Raw genomic sequence first — 14,795 nt, 5'->3', positions numbered from 1 at the left:
GAAAAGGATGTGCCTTAGATGAGTAGCGAATACACACTCAAAATCACCACAGAGCAAGCGCGAGAAATGCCCATGGTGGATTTGGCGTTCGAATTGCTGAAGTCGGCGAACACGCCGTTTTACTATCGTGAACTTATGGCTGAAATTGCTAAAATAAAAGGGCTCTCTGAAGACAATGTCATGCAAGTGATTGCCCAACTATATACGGAAATCAACATCGACGGACGCTTTGCTTGCGTTGGGACGAACCTATGGGGCTTAAAGCGTTGGTACCCTGTTGAGAAATCGGATGATGCGGTTGGGAACGCAAAACGTCCTAGAATCATCAATGATGAAGATGATGATCTGGATGAAGACGTCTACGCGGAAGAAGAAGATACATACGCAGAAGAAGACGATTACGATGCATTTGGTACTGAAACCGAAGAGGAAGAAGAGGCGGAAGAGGATACTGAATTCTTCGAAGATGAAGAAATCGAAGAGGACCTCGGCGAAGAGGGCTTGGAAGAGAATGACGACGAAGACGACGCCGATGAGGATGAGTTGGACGAAGATGAATCCGAAGAAGACGAAGATGATTTGGACGATGACGACGACAAATAACTTGAAATATAAGAAAGTATTAGTTTCACCTTATACAGTTGCTTATATTTTTGGATAAACGCTCCCGTCCTTTGAGGACGGCGTAGCCGTTTATTTCATCTTGACAGCTGCTAGGCGTTCAGAGTAAACTATTGCATGGGCTTTAAAAGAATCTTAACAATTCGCGCATGCGTTCAAAAAGTGCCCCGTCACTACGGGTGTCACTTTTTTTGTTTTTTTAGCGTTTTTTTTTGTGTTTTTTTTGTGTTTTTATCATGAAAACACTTATTTAGCAGAAGCTAATGCTAATACACCTTTGTTCTGGCGACATCACAGAGCTGATGCTTGATTTCATATTAAAACTTGTAGGAGGCGTACATAGTGACTAAATACATTTTCGTTACAGGGGGAGTCGTTTCATCCCTTGGCAAAGGAATTACGGCAGCTTCCTTAGGAAGACTGTTGAAGAACAGAGGGTTGAAAGTAACGATCCAGAAGTTTGATCCTTACATCAACATTGACCCAGGAACGATGAGTCCTTATCAGCATGGGGAAGTATTCGTTACCGATGATGGTGCAGAAACGGATTTGGACTTAGGTCATTATGAGCGTTTTATCGATATCAATTTATCCAAAAGTTCCAATGTTACCTCCGGTAAGGTGTACTCTTCCGTTATTACCAAAGAGCGCCGCGGTGAGTACTTGGGCGGCACTGTTCAAGTCATTCCTCATATTACGAATGAAATTAAAGAGCGTGTTATTCGCGCTGGCCGTGAAGCTGGATCTGATGTGGTTATCACGGAAATCGGCGGTACGGTAGGCGATATCGAGAGTCTGCCATTCCTTGAAGCGATTCGTCAAATGAAAAATGATATTGGCCGTGAGAATGTTATGTACATTCATGTTACGCTGATCCCTTATATTAAAGCAGCTGGTGAAGTGAAAACAAAACCAACACAGCACAGCGTGAAAGAACTGCGCGGTCTTGGTATTCAACCGCATGTCATTGTATGTCGTACGGAGCATTCCTTAACGGAAGATATGAAGCGTAAATTGGCTTTGTTCTGTGACATCGATCCAGCGGCTGTCATTGAGTGTAAAGATGCAGAAACTCTCTATGAAGTTCCAATGATGCTTCGTGAACAAGGGTTAGACGACTATGTCGTAAACCACTTGAAGCTAAGAACGAATGAACCTGATATGACCGAGTGGGAAAGACTTGTGCGCAAGGTGAAATCGTTGACGAAGAAGACGGAAATCGCTATTGTCGGAAAATATGTTGCACTTCACGATGCTTACCTCAGTATCGTTGAGGCGCTAGGCCATGCGGGAATCGATAACGATTCCGAAATCGACATCCGTTGGGTCAATGCGGAAGATCTTTACGATCATAACGTGCACACTTTGCTTGCTGGTGTTCAAGGGATTCTTGTTCCTGGCGGTTTCGGTGATCGTGGGATTGAAGGGAAAGTCGCGGCGATTCGTTATGCGCGTGAGCAAGAAATTCCTTTCTTCGGTATTTGCTTGGGTATGCAAGTGGCTGTTATCGAATACGCACGTTCAGTGTGCGGCTTGGACGGCGCGAACAGCTCCGAGCTTAACCCTACAACACCTTACCCAGTCATCGACCTATTGCCAGAGCAGAAGGATATCGAGAATTTGGGCGGCACAATGCGCCTAGGCTTGTACCCTTGTAAGTTGGTTCCAGGTTCCCTGGCTGCAACAACATATAATGACGAGCTTGTCTATGAGAGACACCGTCACCGGTACGAGTTCAACAACGAATACCGTGAGCTGATCGAATCTGCTGGTTTGCGAATTTCAGGAACATCCCCAGATGGCCGTTTGGTCGAAATGGTTGAGCTTCCTGGTCACCCTTGGTTCTTGGCTGTTCAATTCCATCCGGAGTTTACATCTCGTCCGAACCGTCCTCAGCCGCTTTTCCGTGAGTTCGTGAAAGCAGCACAATCTGTATCCAAATAAGAGGCATCTCCTGAGATTCCACTAATATGTAAAACATTTGAAAAAAGCTCCGCTCCTCGGAAGGAAAACGAGAACGAATAGCGAATATCTTGTCGCATAGGATTGGAACTTGTTATTCGTTTTCGGGAGGGGTTCGTCATATGAAGAAAAAAATATTAGTTGTCGATGATCAAAATGGAATTCGCATACTCCTCATGGAAGTATTCACTAACGAAGGGTACGATACCTACCAAGCTTCCAATGGCAAGTTGGCCTTGGAAATTGTGCGGAATACAGCGCCAGATCTTATTTTGCTAGATATGAAAATCCCTGGCATGGACGGGCTTGATATTTTGAAGCACGTGAAAGAAATTGATGCCTCCATTAAGGTCATTATGATGACAGCGTACGGCGAGCTCGACATGATCAAAGAAGCAACGGATTTAGGTGCAATTATGCATTTTACGAAGCCGTTTGATATTGATGAGCTGCGGTTAGCAGTTAATATGCAATTAAATAATGAATCGAACAGCGGCTTTGCCGTAGGATCCTAGATATAGGGTCTTTTTTACTTAGGGGGACGGAACGTGTCCCTCTTTTTTATTTTGTGACGGAAAAGTAAAGGCTTGGTTATCATTTGAAAAGTTATGTGCTATAATAACTCAGGTATGACAGAGAGCGGTATGCGCATCTACTAAAGAGGTTCTAGGAGGAAGAGAAACATGGCATTGGTTTCAATGAATGAATTTTTACCTAAGGCAAAAGCGAACAAGTTCGCAGTAGGGCAATTTAACATGAACAACCTTGAGTTCGCTCAAGCAATTGTTGAAGCGGCAATCGAACTGAAATCCCCGTTCATTTATGGTGTTAGCGAAGGCGCACTGAAATATATGGGTATCGAGTTTACAGTAGCTATTGCTGAAGCAGCAGCTAAGAAATCCGGTCTTCCAATTGCATTGCACTTAGACCATGGTAGTTCGTTTGAAGTAGCAATGAAATGTATCCGTGCAGGATTCAGCTCCGTTATGTTCGATGGTTCCCACTATTCTTTCGAAGAGAACATTCGTTTGACGAAAGAAGTTGTTAAAGCAGCTCGAGCAATGGGCGTATCCGTTGAGGGTGAGCTTGGAACAATCGGTGGGGTTGAAGATGACATCTCTGTTGATGAAGAGCACGCTAACCTAGCTAAACCAGAAGAAGCTATTCGCTTCTACGAAGAAACAGGCGTTGACTGTTTGGCAATCGCAGTAGGTACTGCACACGGCATGTATGCTGGCGAGCCTAACATTCATTTCGATATCATTGAGCAAGTTTCCAAAGCAATCCCAGTTCCAGTTGTATTGCACGGTGGATCTGGTGTGCCAGACGAAATGATTCGTAGATCCATCGCAGCAGGCGTTGGCAAAATCAACGTAAACACAGAGAACCAAGTTGCATGTACGGATAGCATTCGTGCAGCGTTGAACAAAGATGCTAAAATTTATGATCCTCGTAAATATCTCACCCCAGCTCGCAACGCTATGATCGAAGTCGTAAAATCCAAAATTCAATTGTTCGGAAGCAGTAACCAAGCTTAACTCCAAGTTGTATAGACAGGGTAGGAAATGCTGTAATTCACAGAGGGATGGTCAACAATCATTGACATCCGTCTGTGTGATTGCGGGCGTTTCCTTCTTCTGTTTGTTGATAATCCCATAATCGCTCATTATTTTTGTTGTTTCAGGTAGGAATTTTATGGATTTTGTCGGTTTTGTTGGCAGATTAATCGTTTGATCGCAGTGAGAAGGTACGCACCTGGTTTAGGGGGAAAAGTATGTTGGAGAAATTAATGGTGGTCGGTGGACGTCCACTACGGGGAACAGTTCAAATTAGTGGAGCAAAGAATAGCGCGATTGCACTTATTCCTGCTGCCGTACTTGCAGAAACACCAGTAACGTTGGATAACCTTCCGCATCTTAGCGATGTGGCTATATATACAGAGATTTTGACGGATCTTGGCGCAACGATCGACTGGAGAGAAGATCGCATGACGATCGATCCAAGCCGCATGAAGCCGATGGCTATGCCGAATGGTAAAGTGAAGAAGCTGCGCGCCTCCTATTATTTAATGGGAGCCCTGCTAGGTAGATTTGGAGAAGCGACGATCGGGCTTCCAGGTGGATGCAATTTCGAACCACGTCCGATTGACTTGCATATCAAAGGCTTTGAAGCGCTGGGTGCTGTCGTCAGCACAGAGAATGGAGCCCTCCACATCCGTGCGAAGGAGCTGCGCGGTGCGAAGATTTATTTGGATATGGCGAGTGTTGGCGCCACGATTAATATTATGCTGGCTGCTTCGCGTGCCAAAGGATTAACGACGATTGAGAACGCGGCGAAAGAGCCTGAAATCATAGATGTAGCAACCCTGTTGAACTCGATGGGGGCCAAAATCAAAGGCGCGGGTACGGATACTATCCGTATTGAGGGTGTAGATGGCTTGCACGGTTGCCGTCACTCCATCATTCCAGACCGTATTCAAGCGGGTACTTACATGATTGCAGCTGCGGCTACGCGTGGCGATGTGACGGTAGACAACGTCATTCCGAAGCATCTTGAGGCGTTGACAGCCAAGTTGCAGGAAATGGGTGTGCACGTGTACGAAATGGACGAATCGATTCGTATTGTTGGACAGCCTGAGTATGAAAGCGTCGATGTGAAAGCATTAATTTACCCAGGGTTTGCAACGGATTTGCAGTCGCCGATGTCGAGCTTGCTTTGCCAAGCGCGAGGAGTGAGTGTATTGAGTGATCATGTGTACAGCAACCGTTTCAAGCACATCCCGGAGCTTGTGCGGATGGGGGCCAAGGTGAAAGTCGAAGGACGTTCAGCCATCATTGAAGGCTCACCGCTGAGCTCAGCGAAAGTGAGAGCAACGGATCTTCGTGCGGGAGCAGCGCTCGTAATTGCTGGCCTTAGTGTAATGACGGGCGGGATTACGGAAGTGTCTGGCGTGGAGTACATCGATCGCGGGTATGAGAATTTAGTCTTTAATCTATCTTCCCTGGGTGCGGAAGTTTGGCGTGAGAACGAGGAATAAAGTACCAAACAACAGGCAATGCTAGAATCCAATTGAAAATTTAATAGTTTGGTGGTTGAAACATGAGCATGCAGCTTGCTGAGCTTGAAGTACTCAAGCTTACTGATTTATATAAACTAGCTAAGAAATTTCAGATCCCTTATTACGGTACGCTGAAGAAAAAAGAACTCATATTTGCCATTTTACGTGCACAAGCTGCGGAAAGCGGATTCCTGTTCATGCAAGGCGTTTTGGAGATTTTGCAGGAAGGCTTCGGATTCTTACGTCCGATCAACTACTTGCCAAGCTCCGAGGATATTTATATTTCAGCCTCTCAAATTCGTAAGTTTGATTTACGTTCCGGCGACATCGTGTCTGGAAAGTGCCGCCCTCCGAAGGAGAATGAACGTTATTTCGGGCTTCTTCAAGTCGAAGCGGTAAACGGTGAGAAGCCAGAAACGGCTGCAGAACGCCTGCATTTCCCAGCTTTGACGCCGCTTTATCCTGACACACGGATTACGCTCGAAACGGAGCCGAACAAGATTTCCATGCGCATTATGGATTTGCTTGCTCCAGTAGGTTTAGGCCAGCGTGGACTTGTTGTTGCACCTCCCAAAGCAGGTAAAACCTTGCTCTTGAAAGAGATTGCGAATAGCATTTCTACGAACTACCCCGAGATTGAACTATTCGTTCTTCTCATCGATGAGCGTCCTGAGGAAGTTACAGACATGCAGCGCTCTGTCAAAGGGGAAGTCGTTGCCTCTACGTTCGATGAGCTGCCAGAGAACCACATCAAAGTGGCTGAACTTGTGCTAGAACGCGCTATGCGCCTAGTTGAACATAAGAAAGATGTTGTGATCTTGCTCGATAGTATTACACGTTTAGCAAGAGCGTATAACCTCGTTGTGCCGCCTTCAGGCCGGACGTTGTCTGGTGGTGTCGACCCCGCGGCTTTCCACCGTCCGAAGCGTTTCTTCGGAGCGGCTCGTAACATTGAAGAAGGCGGCAGCTTAACCATCTTGGCTACAGCTCTCGTCGAAACAGGTTCACGTATGGATGACGTTATTTATGAAGAATTTAAAGGGACAGGCAATCTAGAGCTTCATCTTGATCGTAAAATGGCAGAGCGCCGCATCTTCCCAGCGATCGACATTCGCCGTTCGGGAACGCGTCGTGAGGAAGCGTTGTTAAGCAAAGACGAGCTAGAGAAAGTATGGGCTCTTCGCAAAGGCATGAACGATTCGCACGAGTACACGGAGGCCTTCATTAAGAAGCTTGCAGATACAAAGACGAATCAAGAGTTTTTAGACTCGTTGACAACCCCGTCTGCGGGATCGCCATCTCCATCGAATAAAGGAAAAGTCAAGAATTCAGCTTCCTAAGCTATCAGTTAACGAGCTTATCGTTAATCCTTGACCTAATTTAGGGATCTTTAGCGGTAGCTAAAGTCTCTCTGCGACAGAGGAGTACCGTTATGAATTTGGTTTATTCGGATCCACAAGGCAATGTATTTGATCATCCCGATTTCTTGGCGTTGGGCCGGAATGCTGAAATGATCACAGAAATATTAGAAGACGAATTGATTCCTTTGCCAGAAGGGGCAACGCTCGTTAGTCTTCCTTTTACGCGTCCCGTTGGGATTGATGCGGAGACTGGTGAAATGAAGCTGCTGGAAGGGGATTACCACGCTGTTGGCGCGCTGCTGCCGCAAGGTTTTACCCGACTGCTTCTGCCTGGCTATATCAAGTCCGACAAAACCAAGGCGCTGCCGTTATTCGGTTATACTGCAGTTGTCTGGAAGGAAGATGGCTTCTACGTTGCCGCGCGGCTTACGGACAACCCATACTTCTGGAATCCTGTTCACTGCGATCCGGACGAACTCGAAGTGGAAGTCAAACGGCTGGTGGCCAAATATCCAGAGAATCGTCTATACGCGCATCTCTCCAATTGTGCGCTTGGCTATGAGTGCTTAACTGCTTCGAACACGTTCCTGCAGCGGTGGGAAGGGGCTGTTCCTGTCTCGTACTCCTGCAACGCAGGTTGCTTTGGCTGTATCTCGGAACAGCCGGATGAAAGCGGCTTTGTTGCACCGCAGACGCGGATGAACTTCAAGCCGAAGGTCGAAGAGATTACGCAGATTATGCTGGAGCATCTGCGGACACCAGATAGCATCATCTCCTTCGGACAAGGCTGCGAAGGCGAGCCAAGTACCCAAGCTGTTCTTATCATTGATGCCATCAAGCGTGTGCGTGAGCAGACAAAGATGGGTTACATCAACATTAATACGAACGCGGGGCTGACCGATCATATCCGCGGCATCGTGGACGCAGGGCTTGATCTCATGCGTGTAAGTACGATCAGTGCGTTAGATGATCATTACAACGCCTATTATAAGCCGAGAGCGTATACGCTCAAGAATGTAGAGAAATCACTGCGCTATGCGACGGATAAAGGTGTTATTACATCGATTAACTACCTCGTGTTCCCGGGAGTAACAGATCGGGAAGAAGAAGTCGAAGCGATGATCGAATTTGTTCGCAGAACGGGATTAAAGCTGATCCAAATGCGCAACCTGAATATAGATCCAGAGAGTTATCTCAGCATCATCCCGAAGGCTCAGGGCGAGCTTCTAGGCATGAAACAAATGATCGAAATTTTCGAGCAGGAATTGCCGGATGTTGTCATCGGCTCGTACTCGCATACGCCTAAGTTTTACACGAGTGATCGAACGCTGGCGCCGATTTTATAAAGGTCGCACAGTGGAAGGTTTAACCGTTCGATTCCCATTGCATCAAGACTTGCGAATATGCTACAATGCTTAAGTACGTCCATTAACTCTGATTCAGCACATGATTCAGGGCGGAAAGAGGTGAACCATAATGAAAGCAGGAATTCATCCTACTTATCATGCAACCACAGTGACTTGCGCTTGTGGTAATGTGTTCGAAACGGGTTCAATCAAAGCTAATCTTCGTGTTGAGATTTGCTCTAATTGCCATCCTTTCTACACAGGTAAACAGAAGTTTATCGATGTAGGCGGCCGTGTCGACAAGTTCAAAAAGAAATACGGAATCTAATTGGTATCATTTGCGTGATTGCCAATCAGCATAAGACATCCTCCCTTGGTCATCCTAAGTTTAAGCTTAGAGTCCAATGGGAGGTGTTTTTATTTTGAAAGGTCTTATAAAGTTAACAGGAGCCGTGTTTTTGATTGCGAGTTTAGTAGGTTGCGGGATGTGGGCGGGCAATCACAAGAAAACAGATGATCATAAGTATAAAGTACAGAATTACAGGCAAGATGGTATGCTTGGCATTACGAATGTGAACCCGAACGATCCGATGAACCCAACCTTTCATCATTATGATGATGATGCGAATCTAATGAAAGCTGTGCTTGCTCAATTGCCAGGAATCCAGAAAACCAATATAGCTATCAATGGTCCGACAGCCAAAGTCAGAATCACGCCAGTCGCTTCTTTAAACGCGGGTCAAGTAGAGGAGCTGCGCTCACAAGCGCAGATGGCGTTGGAAACCAATATGCCGCGCTACAAGATTCATGTCAAAATGGTGCGATAATCGCTAAGGATCTCTATATATGTTACTTTTTTCCCCTAGGTTGCTATTTAAGAGGTAATGGGCTATACTGTTTTTACTGTGCTAGACGGGGAGGTAGCGGTGCCCTGTAACTCGCAATCCGCTGTAGCGAGGTTGAATTCCTGTTAGCGGTACTGTGATGTGAGGTCTGGCCCTTACACGTGGTGTTGAGAGTCGGGTCCTTCGCAATGGATGCTCATGAACCCGGTCAGGTCCGGAAGGAAGCAGCCGTAAGTGAGATGTTCCATGTGCCGAAGGGATGCCTAACTTGAGCTAACGATAAGGGTTCGCTTGTATCCCTTTATCAATAACAGGTGCACAGTTTTACCTACACCTTTTAGGATCCAACCACATATGTTAACGGAAACGCCTGATCGCAGGCGTTTTTTCTTTGTACTTTTAGCAGGGAAAATATGCCTATATAGAGAATCATTAACTGTACAGTGCTTAATGCTGACGATTGCCTAGTAGGGGTTCGATCCGAGAAAATGAAGGAGCTGTTGCTATGCCCATTCATGAGCCTCAGAATTACGCGATATCTATAGACGAAGTGAGAAATCTATTTCAACTTAGTACACAAACGAGCATGCTGTTAATTGATGATGAAGATAAACTGCTGCTTGCAACCGATCAGATTTTGAAATCCACAGGTTATGCCGCTAACGAAATTACGCAGTTACCCTTTCCTCGCTTGTTCAAGGTTAGATCTTCGTTGGGCGAACTTTATGCCTATCATTTTCATGGTGATCGCGATGTGCGCGAGTGGCCACATGGCTTTCTTCAAGGGAAAAATGGTGAGATGCAATACTATCAATTTTCGATGCTGCGCCTTCAACAAGGCGGCAAGCTCCTATATCTGCTCATTTTTAAAAATAATGAAGAAAATCAATCACTGAACCTCCTGCAACGCTTCTCCGATGCCTTTTTGAAAGATATCAATTTAGGCGTGCTATTAATTAGTCTGGATTTCACGCTAGCAGATGTGAGCGATCGTGCCTGTCAGATGCTTGCCATGGAACGGGAAAACATTCTCAATAAATCGCTGGATGACATTTTCGCTTCGGTGCCTAGCCAGCATCAACTCGTACAGCGCAGTATATTGACGGGGGCGATCGTCCGGAATCATGCGGTATCTTGGACTAATAATCGAGAGCGGTTCGAGCTTTTGCTCGACTCTAATGTACTGAAGGACAGTCATGGAAAAATCGTGGGGGCCTACGTAATTTTCAAGGACGTGACGAATCTTCGTTCCTTGGAGCAAATGGTTCAGCGAAGCGACCGACTTGCCATGATTGGTCAAATTGCAGCAGGGACGGCACATGAAATACGGAATCCATTAACCTCCATCAAAGGCTTTTTGCAAATGCTGCATCGGACCTTCGGCGAGCGTGGCATGGGTAAGGAACAAAATTTCACAGATGTGATGCTGGGCGAAATCGATCGAATCAATGCGTTAGTAAACGAGTTCCTGCTGTTGAGCAAGCCCAAGCATGTGTCGTACGAGAGCACACACATCACAGACGTACTGCGGGGAATGGTGCCGATTATCCATACCGAAGCGATTCTCTATAATGTGCAATTGCAGTATGAATCGCTAAAGCATGTGCCCGAAGTGATTGCGGATAGTGAGCTTTTGAAACAAGTCTTTTTGAATGTGTGCAAAAATGGGATTGAGGCCATGCCAGACGGGGGCGTCTTGACCATTTCGGAGCGTGTGGACACCATTGAGCGTAATGTGTGTGTAGATATTCACGATACGGGCTCTGGCATACCTATGTTTGTCATAGATAAAATATTCGATCCTTTCTTCACGACGAAGGACACAGGGACAGGTCTAGGACTCTCCGTATGCCAACGGATCATTCATGATATGGGCGGGACCATTCGGGTTGCCTCGAAGGGCTTTGGAACCACGTTCACGATATCCATTCCCTATACATGATCCCTAGATCCCTCTATTTCATCCCTCGGAGGGTTATAGTATAATGGATTCAGTCAATCCACGCAGGGATTATTGGAGAGGAACACTATGGCACACATTGCTTTGTATCGTACGTGGAGATCGCAGACGTTTCATGATGTTGTCGGGCAAAGGCACATCACGCAGACACTGCAGAATTCTTTGCGAGAGAATCGCTTGACCCATGCCTATTTATTTAATGGGCCCCGTGGGACGGGCAAAACAAGTACGGCCAAAATTTTAGCCAAAGCCATCAACTGCTTGAATGGACCCTCGGAAGAGCCGTGCAATCAATGCTCGGCCTGTGAGCGAATCACAGAAGGCGCCGTGATGGACGTTGTCGAAATCGATGCGGCATCAAACCGCGGAGTAGAAGAAATTCGGGATATTCGAGATAAAGTCAAGTATGCACCGACGGAAGTCAGGCAGAAAGTGTACATTATAGATGAAGTGCACATGCTCACTACAGAGGCGTTTAATGCTTTACTGAAAACGTTGGAAGAGCCGCCTGCCCATGTCATGTTCATTTTGGCAACAACAGAGCCTCACAAGATCCCGGCGACGATTATTTCCCGGTGTCAGCGTTTTGATTTTCGCAGAGTGTCCATGGAAGATGAAGTGGGCCGGCTTCAATTCATTTGTGAGCAAGAACGAATTGCGATTGATAAGGAAGCACTTCATTATATAGCTCGATTATCCGATGGGGGTATGCGGGATGCGCTTAGTCTGCTGGATCAAGCCGCGTCTTTTGCAACAGGTGAAATCCAGCTAGCTGACATCTTGTCAATTACGGGCGGCATCGCATCGGATCAATTCAAGAAACTGGTGAGCTACATTAAGGAACAAGATCTTGGTGCTGCTTTAGAGTTAATTGATGCTTTCATGCAAGAAGGTAAGAGCGCCGACAAGTGTATCGAAAATCTCATTCATTATTTCCGGGACTTGCTCATGGTTCGCATGGTACCGAATTCGCCTGTAATCGCGGAACGCGTCTTCGATATGGATGAATTGAAGGCGATCGCTGGACATTTTACACCGAATGAAATGATGAGTATGATCGAAACGTTGAACCACTATCAAAGCGAAATGAAATACTCGGTGCAACCGCAAACGTTGCTCGAAATCGCCATTATGAAAATTAGCGGCAACCAGCGCGGCGCGGAAGGTGGCACTTCGACTTTGGTTCGTTCTTCGCAAGACGCAGGACGCGCACCGCAAGGCGATTCCCTGGCTCAGATGGCCCAAAGAATGAAACAACTTGAAGAACAGCTAGCTGGACTGGTAAAATCGGGAGTGACCGCATCTTCTGGTGAAAGTGCGAGACAAACGCCTGCAGCGAAAGTGCCCGTTGCCTCGGCGCCATCCAAGAAATCAGGTCTGAAGCTGGATGCTTATCTGAAGGCGTCAGATGGCCCAGAGACGAAGAACGCTCTGCTGAAGTGGAGTCAAGTTTTGGGCGATGTCAAAGAGAAGAAGATTACCGTTCATGCTTGGTTTGTGAATGGCGATCTCGTATCGGTATTAGATGACGTTGTATTGGTTGCTTTTAAGAATGACATGCACCGCAATACAACAGAGAAGCCTGAGAACAAGGTAATTATCGAGCAAGTTCTTTCTTCTGTATTTGGAAAGCCGATGCGGCTATTAACCTTGATGCGCAAGGAATGGGACGATGCGAAGAATGATGCGACTTCCGCTCCGCCTGAAGAAATGGAGCTTGTTGCAGAAGATGGCCGTGGAAACGCGGTCAAAGAAGAGTGGATATCCGAAGCGATCCAGTTGTTTGGGGAAGATTTGGTCACAATTAAAGAAGATTAATGATAAGGGAGCGACCTATTATGAATAACATGAACCAAATGATGAAGCAAGTGAAGAAGATGCAAGAACAAATGATGAAAGCACAGGAAGAACTAGGTACCAAAATCATTGAAGGAACTGCAGGCGGCGGCGTGGTAACTTGCACCGTCAATGGTCACAAGAAAGTTCAAAGCATCACGATCAAACCAGAAGCTGTTGATCCAGACGATGTAGAAATGCTGCAAGATCTTGTGTTGACGGCTGTGAATGATGCTATGGCCAAAGCGGAAGAAATCGCGAACAAAGATATGGGTAAATTCACAGGCGGAATGAACATCCCGGGCTTGTTCTAGAATAACGAAATCACGATTCTGTTTGATGAAGGAGCACGTCCTTTGCATTACCCCGAACCGATAGCAAAGTTAATTGATGCCTTTACCCGCTTGCCGGGAGTGGGCCCCAAGACGGCTGGCCGTTTAGCCTTTCATGTGCTTCGAATGAAAGAAGAAGACGTGATTGACTTCGCCAAGTCGCTTGTGAATGTGAAACGGAATCTGCATTACTGCTCAGTCTGCTGCAATATTACCGATGTCGATCCTTGCCGAATTTGTCAGGATAAGAGCCGCGATGGTTCCGTCATTTGCGTGGTACAGGAGCCGAAAGATTTGGTAGCGTTGGAGCGAACCAAAGAGTTTGAAGGCTACTATCACGTGCTGCACGGTGCGATATCTCCGATGGAGGGCATTGGTCCTGATCAAATTCATATCGCGGAGCTGCTCAAACGTTTGAGTGATGAAACGGTACAAGAACTGATCTTGGCGACCAACCCGAATATCGAGGGTGAAGCAACAGCCATGTATTTATCCAGGCTCATTAAGCCTTTCGGGCTTCGGGTAACTCGGATTGCGCACGGATTGCCGGTCGGCGGTGATTTGGAGTACGCGGATGAGGTCACATTATCCAAAGCGATGGAAGGCCGCAGGGAATTATAGCATATACACGAAGAGAGCCATATGGCTCTCTTTTTTTGTGCTTAGCCAGATAGATTAGGTTCTGAACGCACAATGAACTCCATATGTATATATCAACCCGGATATGGGAGGAATGGAGGTTATTTTGTGCGACCAGTTCTATTAGGCATGCCAGGGAATAAGAATCCCCAAATAAAGAGCAAACAAGAAGAGCTCATAAGGGACAAGGTGTTACTTATTCAAGAGATTCGCGCAGCGCATCAATCTTGGGTAGCGGCACAGGCTCATTTTGAATTTGCGTTGGACAAGGATCAAATTGATTATTGCATTTATGCTCTAGGAGCAGCGGAGAAGCGATTCGAAATGCTGATCAAGCAAGCAAAAAGATTAGGCGTCAGTCTAATAGACAGTGATCGCTTAGTGGAGGTGTAAGGAGGTGTATCTCAAATATGCGATATGGGGAGTTTTCATCTTCTCCTCTCTCTTATTGTTCTTGGTCGCGATAAGGAGTCAGGGTGGAGGTAGATTGCTAGCATCGTTAGGGTTAAATGTCGTTATTGCCGCATTTCTCCTGTATGGTCTCAATGTACTTAGTGCCTATACGCACGTGGAACTGCCGATTAACACCGCGACTTTAGGTACGGCAACCTTGTTAGGGGTTCCTGGCGTTATCTTGCTAATTGGGGTGAAATTAACCCTGTTATAACGCCTATTTTTATTATGAGAAAATGAGTTGACTCGATAGCGGCATCTGTGTTATCTTATAAAAGTTGCCGCTGAGACATGCGGAAATACAAAAGTAACTTGAGAAAAACAAGTTGCAAAACAAAAGTAACTATGGTATATTGATATTCCTGCTTTCGTAAGAGAGCGG

The 14,795-nt window shown here is 46.3% G+C and carries 15 protein-coding genes and 1 other RNA gene; all 16 read left to right on the top strand.

Features of this window, described 5'->3' with window-relative positions:
* Positions 1-18 precede the first annotated feature (18 nt).
* Positions 19-603, top strand: a complete 585-nt coding sequence (gene rpoE, locus MJB10_RS25255; RefSeq protein WP_314799851.1) for a DNA-directed RNA polymerase subunit delta — start codon at positions 19-21, stop codon at positions 601-603.
* A 360-nt stretch (positions 604-963) separates the two neighbouring features.
* The gene (locus tag MJB10_RS25250) at positions 964-2,565 is read left to right on the top strand and encodes a CTP synthase (RefSeq protein ID WP_314799850.1); all 1,602 of its coding nucleotides are present in this window, start codon (positions 964-966) and stop codon (positions 2,563-2,565) included.
* Between the two features lie 140 nt (positions 2,566-2,705).
* On the top strand, positions 2,706-3,098 hold the full coding sequence (locus tag MJB10_RS25245) for a response regulator (RefSeq protein ID WP_314799848.1): 393 nt from the start codon (positions 2,706-2,708) through the stop codon (positions 3,096-3,098).
* A gap of 168 nt (positions 3,099-3,266) precedes the next feature.
* Complete coding sequence (gene fba / locus MJB10_RS25240) at positions 3,267-4,121, top strand: class II fructose-1,6-bisphosphate aldolase (protein WP_314799846.1); 855 nt, start codon at positions 3,267-3,269, stop codon at positions 4,119-4,121.
* Positions 4,122-4,360: 239 nt separating this feature from the next.
* Entirely contained in the window at positions 4,361-5,620 is a 1,260-nt protein-coding gene (locus tag MJB10_RS25235; RefSeq protein ID WP_314805850.1) for a UDP-N-acetylglucosamine 1-carboxyvinyltransferase, read from the top strand.
* Positions 5,621-5,682: 62 nt separating this feature from the next.
* Positions 5,683-6,981: a transcription termination factor Rho gene (gene rho, locus MJB10_RS25230; RefSeq protein ID WP_314799844.1), complete on the top strand. Its 1,299-nt coding sequence runs from the start codon at positions 5,683-5,685 to the stop codon at positions 6,979-6,981.
* A gap of 92 nt (positions 6,982-7,073) precedes the next feature.
* Complete coding sequence (locus tag MJB10_RS25225) at positions 7,074-8,348, top strand: radical SAM protein (RefSeq protein WP_314799842.1); 1,275 nt, start codon at positions 7,074-7,076, stop codon at positions 8,346-8,348.
* Between the two features lie 130 nt (positions 8,349-8,478).
* On the top strand, positions 8,479-8,676 hold the full coding sequence (gene rpmE / locus MJB10_RS25220) for a 50S ribosomal protein L31 (RefSeq protein WP_028555047.1): 198 nt from the start codon (positions 8,479-8,481) through the stop codon (positions 8,674-8,676).
* A gap of 94 nt (positions 8,677-8,770) precedes the next feature.
* Positions 8,771-9,175, top strand: a complete 405-nt coding sequence (locus MJB10_RS25215) for a hypothetical protein (RefSeq protein ID WP_314799840.1) — start codon at positions 8,771-8,773, stop codon at positions 9,173-9,175.
* 76 nt (positions 9,176-9,251) lie between these two features.
* Positions 9,252-9,515, top strand: an RNA gene (gene ffs / locus MJB10_RS25210) — signal recognition particle sRNA large type.
* 183 nt (positions 9,516-9,698) lie between these two features.
* Positions 9,699-11,135, top strand: a complete 1,437-nt coding sequence (locus MJB10_RS25205; RefSeq protein ID WP_314799838.1) for an ATP-binding protein — start codon at positions 9,699-9,701, stop codon at positions 11,133-11,135.
* Positions 11,136-11,222: 87 nt separating this feature from the next.
* Positions 11,223-12,971 (top strand): DNA polymerase III subunit gamma/tau, encoded by a 1,749-nt coding sequence (gene dnaX, locus MJB10_RS25200; protein ID WP_314799836.1) that lies wholly within the window; start codon positions 11,223-11,225, stop codon positions 12,969-12,971.
* Between the two features lie 20 nt (positions 12,972-12,991).
* Positions 12,992-13,303 carry a YbaB/EbfC family nucleoid-associated protein gene (locus MJB10_RS25195; RefSeq protein ID WP_314799835.1) on the top strand — a complete coding sequence of 104 codons (312 nt, stop codon included), beginning with the start codon at positions 12,992-12,994 and terminating at the stop codon, positions 13,301-13,303.
* A gap of 42 nt (positions 13,304-13,345) precedes the next feature.
* Positions 13,346-13,942: a recombination mediator RecR gene (gene recR / locus MJB10_RS25190; protein ID WP_314799833.1), complete on the top strand. Its 597-nt coding sequence runs from the start codon at positions 13,346-13,348 to the stop codon at positions 13,940-13,942.
* 126 nt (positions 13,943-14,068) lie between these two features.
* A complete protein-coding gene (locus tag MJB10_RS25185) occupies positions 14,069-14,353 on the top strand; it encodes a DUF2508 family protein (RefSeq protein WP_314799831.1) in 285 nt (94 codons plus the stop codon).
* A gap of 4 nt (positions 14,354-14,357) precedes the next feature.
* Positions 14,358-14,627 carry a pro-sigmaK processing inhibitor BofA family protein gene (locus MJB10_RS25180; protein ID WP_314799829.1) on the top strand — a complete coding sequence of 90 codons (270 nt, stop codon included), beginning with the start codon at positions 14,358-14,360 and terminating at the stop codon, positions 14,625-14,627.
* Positions 14,628-14,795 lie beyond the last annotated feature (168 nt).

The organism is Paenibacillus sp. MBLB1832, from assembly GCF_032271945.1.
Classification (GTDB): Bacteria; Bacillota; Bacilli; order Paenibacillales; family NBRC-103111; genus Paenibacillus_E; species Paenibacillus_E roseopurpureus.
This window is presented reverse-complemented; position numbering and strand designations above follow the sequence as displayed.

Excerpts from the sequence above, each read along its gene's own strand:
- dnaX (WP_314799836.1), top strand. The coding sequence starts at position 11,223 with ATGGCACACATTGCTTTGTATCGTACGTGGAGATCGCAGACGTTTCAT.
- MJB10_RS25195 (WP_314799835.1), top strand. The coding sequence starts at position 12,992 with ATGAATAACATGAACCAAATGATGAAGCAAGTGAAGAAGATGCAAGAA.
- rho (WP_314799844.1), top strand. The coding sequence starts at position 5,683 with ATGAGCATGCAGCTTGCTGAGCTTGAAGTACTCAAGCTTACTGATTTA.
- MJB10_RS25225 (WP_314799842.1), top strand. The coding sequence starts at position 7,074 with ATGAATTTGGTTTATTCGGATCCACAAGGCAATGTATTTGATCATCCC.
- MJB10_RS25205 (WP_314799838.1), top strand. The coding sequence starts at position 9,699 with ATGCCCATTCATGAGCCTCAGAATTACGCGATATCTATAGACGAAGTG.
- rpoE (WP_314799851.1), top strand. The coding sequence starts at position 19 with ATGAGTAGCGAATACACACTCAAAATCACCACAGAGCAAGCGCGAGAA.
- rpmE (WP_028555047.1), top strand. The coding sequence starts at position 8,479 with ATGAAAGCAGGAATTCATCCTACTTATCATGCAACCACAGTGACTTGC.
- fba (WP_314799846.1), top strand. The coding sequence starts at position 3,267 with ATGGCATTGGTTTCAATGAATGAATTTTTACCTAAGGCAAAAGCGAAC.
- MJB10_RS25245 (WP_314799848.1), top strand. The coding sequence starts at position 2,706 with ATGAAGAAAAAAATATTAGTTGTCGATGATCAAAATGGAATTCGCATA.